The organism is Okeania sp. SIO3B5, assembly GCF_010692555.1.
In the GTDB taxonomy this organism is placed as follows: Bacteria; Cyanobacteriota; Cyanobacteriia; order Cyanobacteriales; family Microcoleaceae; genus Okeania.
The window spans coordinates 1-4,897 of sequence record NZ_JAAHHG010000655.1 but is presented as its reverse complement, the minus strand read 5'-3'; the positions used below and the strand labels follow the sequence as shown (position 1 = coordinate 4,897).

3 protein-coding genes are annotated in these 4,897 nt (G+C 37.8%); 1 reads left to right on the top strand and 2 read right to left on the bottom strand.

Annotation, left to right across the window (positions count from 1 at the left end):
• Positions 1-528 precede the first annotated feature (528 nt).
• Complete coding sequence (locus tag F6K54_RS40310; protein ID WP_293090004.1) at positions 529-999, top strand: PleD family two-component system response regulator; 471 nt, start codon at positions 529-531, stop codon at positions 997-999.
• Between the two features lie 1,061 nt (positions 1,000-2,060).
• Here F6K54_RS40310 and nadB read toward each other — a convergent pair.
• Both nadB and F6K54_RS40300 read right to left on the bottom strand, forming a co-directional pair.
• Entirely contained in the window at positions 2,061-3,782 is a 1,722-nt protein-coding gene (nadB, locus tag F6K54_RS40305; RefSeq protein ID WP_293090002.1) for an L-aspartate oxidase, read from the bottom strand.
• Between the two features lie 234 nt (positions 3,783-4,016).
• Positions 4,017-4,466, bottom strand: coding sequence for a hypothetical protein (locus F6K54_RS40300; RefSeq protein WP_293090000.1), 450 nt, complete (start codon positions 4,464-4,466; stop codon positions 4,017-4,019).
• Positions 4,467-4,897 lie beyond the last annotated feature (431 nt).

Sequence of the window (4,897 nt, the reverse complement as noted above, 5' to 3'; positions counted from 1 at the left end):
TTGGTAGAAGATATATATTTTTTAATTTCTCCCACACTCCCAATCCCCCAATCTCCCCATCTCCCAATCTCCCCATCTCCCAATCTCTCAATCTCCCAATCTCCCCATCTCCCCATCTCCCAATCTCCCCATCCCCCCATCTCCCCATCCCCCCACACTCTCTCTACCATTACTATGCACCACCACCAAATGAGTAGGTAGGCATAAATAAACCCAACTATGTGACGAAATGTTGATGCATCTTAATACCCTTGAGATTGCTTCCTTACACAAAGTTGCCCGCTTCAGGGCAAGGCTTTAAACCAAATTTTTCGGTAAATTTTTTCACTTATATCAAGTTTCATTAATTAGCGATAATAAAAATGTTGTCTCTGATAAATTTCTCCCTATTCCCTACTCCCTGTTCCCTAAAATTTTTATTGTGGGTATTTAAAGAGACATGATATTACTTACTGATATAGAGCAGCTATATAAACAAACAGCTTCTCTATACATAGAGATATACACAATGAGGATAATTGTAGAAAAATGCTCAAGAAAAGAATTTTGTTGGTAGAAGATAATCCTACGCATAAGAAGATTATTTCTTATTCTCTTATACAACTAGGATTAAAAGTAATAGAAGCTAATGATGGTGTCGAAGCCATAGAAAAAATTTATTGTGAAAAACCCGATCTAGTGCTTCTAGACATTATGATACCAAAATTAAATGGCTATGCTGTATGTACTCAAATTAAGTCCGATCCTCAACTACAGAAGACTCCTGTCATTTTTTGCACTAGCAAGAATGATGAAAGTGACTACCATGAAGCAATGAAATATGGTGCAGATGGCTATCTTAGTAAACCTTTCAAACATTCTGAAATTATAGCTATGATTGTAGAGTTAGGAATTACTAAAGCAGAAATATCTGAAAATAAATATATACCTACCTTAAGAAAAGGTTGTATTAGATTGATAAATATTGCACGCAAAAACTACACTAATAAATTTGCTTAAATTTAAACCCTAAACTGAAATATTTATAACTTGAAACAATTTAAGCTTGAGCAACCAAAAAGTTAAGATTTTGGGCAGAATAATTTCAGAAAAATTAAGGGATAAATAGGACTTGCTGATTAAATATAAAAGTCTTTATAGATAAAGGTAAGTACCTTTTTAAGTATCAAAAAGTGCGAGGTTTTAAGTAGTAATAGTTCAATTATATCATGTCCGGATAATTACCGGATAATTAGTGATAAAAAAACTTATCCCCTTTGAATCTTTCTTTTCCTTCTGCCCTCAGCATAGCAGCATAGCTGCCTTCCTTCCTCCTAAGTGTAATACCAATTTTATAAATGTTTGCTACAAATGGTAGAAGCAAGAAAGAAGGAATAGGGAAGAAGGAAGAAGGGGTAAATTTTGAAAAAAAGGGGAAAACGATAGAAATAACTATCTAAAATTAACTGAAGCAGCTATTTTTCAGCATATCTGATCGATATCTACCTTTTCGTAGCATTCTTTTTTGAAAATGGTATAACTAGGACTTGCTGAAAAAGTCTTTTAGTAGGGGTAGGAGACAACCCACCCCTCACCCCTCCCAGGAGGGGAAGACAGGAGACAGGAGACAGGAGAAATGGGAATGAGCGAGGAGGTAGGAGCTAAGTTTTGTCCCAAGATTGTTCTGGTATAGTCAGCCCAAAATACTAGCTTTTTGAGCATGAAGAGCTGAAAACCAGGCACTTTTTTCGATCCCAAAAAAACTAAAGTCTTTATCTATCAATGCTTTTAGATTTAATCAGCAAGCCCTAACTATTCAACCGGACATGATATTAGGAGCGGATTTTGGTCAAGATTTGGGCAGAACAATCTTAGAAAAATTCTTACCAATGGATAATGGATAATTGATAATTAATCCCCATTCGGCTTTATTAGACATCTCTAGAAAAGAGGGAGTAGGGAGTCGGGAACCCACCCCTAACCCCTCCGGTGGAGGGGAATAATTGATAATTTCTTTGGGATAATTGATTTTATTTTTTATTATTGGAGATGTCTATGACGCGGAGTCGCACCGCTGTTGTCTATTGCCTGTTGCCTGCGCACAGCGCTATACTTTTGATTTTTGACTCTTCAGAATTAATCCCCATTGGCGATTTCCACAAGCGATCGCCCTCCACCAAAGTATGTACTCTCCAATGATCGGCAGTTTGAGGATAATCGCTACGATAATGCCCACCTCTGCTTTCAGTACGCCATGCAGCACTTTTAAGAATTAAAGAACCTAGATCCAAAAGATTGATCGTTTCTGTAACCATCCGCAATTGTTGTTCAGCATCAGTCGAATTTAACTCTATCATCTGGTTAGGTAATAGATTTGTTACAAATTGAACTACATCCAAACCTGCCAAACTTTCTCGCCAATTATTAATTTTATGTAGCGCTCTATCTAACAACTCTCCTTCACGAGAGATACCTGCACTTTCCCACATTAAACTCGGTAACATTTGCCGAATCAATTCTATCTTTTCCATATCCTCACTCCAATTAAAGTCTACCTGCGAAACCTCAGAATTAGGCGCAACTAAATTTGGCTGAATTTCAATGCGAGATAGTTGAGAAGCAAATACTAAACATTCCAACAAAGAATTACTCGCCAAACGATTTGCCCCATGAACCCCCGTACTTGCCGTTTCCCCGATAGCATAGAGTCCACGAATTGAAGTTTGACTCATTAAGTCGCAAGCAATTCCACCCATCCAATAATGAGCAGCAGGAGCAACCGGAATAGGTTCTTGAAAAACATCAACACCCCATTGTTTGCAAACATTGATAATATTGGGGAAGCGATAACGAATCCGTTCAGGAGCAATAGAGCGCAAATCTAAATAAACATGAGCTTGGGTGAGTTCATGTGCAGTTTTTTGCAAGTGATGAAAAATAGCTCTACTGACAACATCTCTTGGTGCCAACTCTCCAGCAGGATGATATTCAAAGGCAAAGCGGTTTCCGTGTTCGTCAATTAGATGCGCTCCTTCCCCCCGCACAGCTTCACTTATCAGAAAATGAGGAGCGCCTGGTTTAGTTAAAGCAGTGGGATGAAACTGAAAAAATTCCAAATCTCGTAAAACAGCTCCCGCACGCCAAGCTATTGCAACTCCATCCCCGGTACTCACTTCCGGGTTAGTTGTTTGAGCAAATATTTGACCGCCTCCACCCGTTGCTAAAACAACTACGGAAGATTTTAACCACTGAATTTTGCTTTGATGGAGAAGACTAATACCTTGAACGCGATTTTTTTGTGGAGTCAGCCATAAATTTAATGCTACTGCCTGAGAAACCACTTGAATGTTTTGACGTTCCAAAACTTTTGCTGTAAGTGTATCAATAATGGCTCTACCTGTAGTATCTGCCGAATGAAGTACGCGAGGATGTGAGTGGGCAGCTTCTAAAGTCATTGCCAGTTTTTCTCCTTTGCGGTCAAAAGCAACACCCATTTCTACTAGATGAGCGATCGCTTCTTCTGCACTTTCCACCATAAATTTTACAGATTCGGGGTCACACAAACCTACACCAGCTTTGAGGGTATCTTCTAGGTGTAAGTTTGGGTTGTCTGACGGGTCAATAGCTGCAGCAATACCTCCTTGAGCGCAGTTACTGGAACCCATATTTATGACATCTTTAGTAACTAAACCAACTCTAAGATGAGTAGGTAAACAAAGTGCAGCATAAAGTCCTGCTGCACCTGAACCTACTACTATAACATCAAAGTAGGGAGAAATACTTGGAGATTGTAATCTTGGCATTCGTATAAAATTATTTATTTGATATAGAATAAATCAGCGTACAATTTTGTTGAGCAAAGCTTTTCTATAAGGAATTTCACATACATATTTATAGATAGCAATAGATTATCCGCTGCAATTAAGAGGGGACAAGAAAAATGTTTGCTCATTGTCTACAGATTAGAGAGATTATAATTGCTTTCTCAAAATTCAGCTACTTCTTTACAATTTTTTCGGCTACGAATCAAAAATTGTTTAGAGGAACTTATATTTATATTCAGAAGTTATTATGTTTCGGTTTGACTTTTCAACTTTCAACTCGGCGTTGCATAAATGCAGGATGATTTTAATAGTTTTATGGAATGGACATCTTGCCCGTTCCTCATATTTTCCCCACTTATATTCATTCCGTCCCTCAACAATGCCTTCAACTCTAACAGCATTTGAATAAATAGATATCTCCAGAAAAGAGCAAATAGGGAATAGGGGGAAATAACTGATAATTTCTGTACGATAATTTTTATTTCTTATATAGGGTTTGCGCTCAAAAGTCTTATGGGTGAGGGTAGGAGTCATATCATGTCCGGTTGAATAATTAGACTTTGGTGGAAGGAAGGCAGCTATGCTGGAGGCAGGAGGCAAAAGGTTTTCTTCTATTGTCAACTTAATTTTATACACAAACGATGCTGCCGGACATGATATCATACCAAATAATTAGTGATAAAAAACTTTCTCCTTCTTTTCTTCTTTCTTCCCTCCTGAATTCAGCAATTGCAGAATTGCTGAATTCTGAGTAGTTTATTTATAACTGTTCAACCGGACATGATATAAGATGTAACTACCTTTTTTGAATTTGGTATAAATGCTTTAATAGTTAATCAGCAAGCCCTAATTATAGAATCCGTTTATATCGTATATTTTTATAATTCTATCCAAACTTTAATATTCAATCTCCCCATCTCCCCATCTCCCCATCTCCCCATTCACTAAAGTCAAAAGTCAAAAGTTAAAAGTTAGAAGTTATATCATGTCCGGTTGAATAATTAGACTTTGGTGGAAGGAAGGCAGGAGGCAGGAGGCAGGAGGCAGAAGGTTTTCTCAAGAGTGTCACCTTGATTTTATACACGCTCCGATGC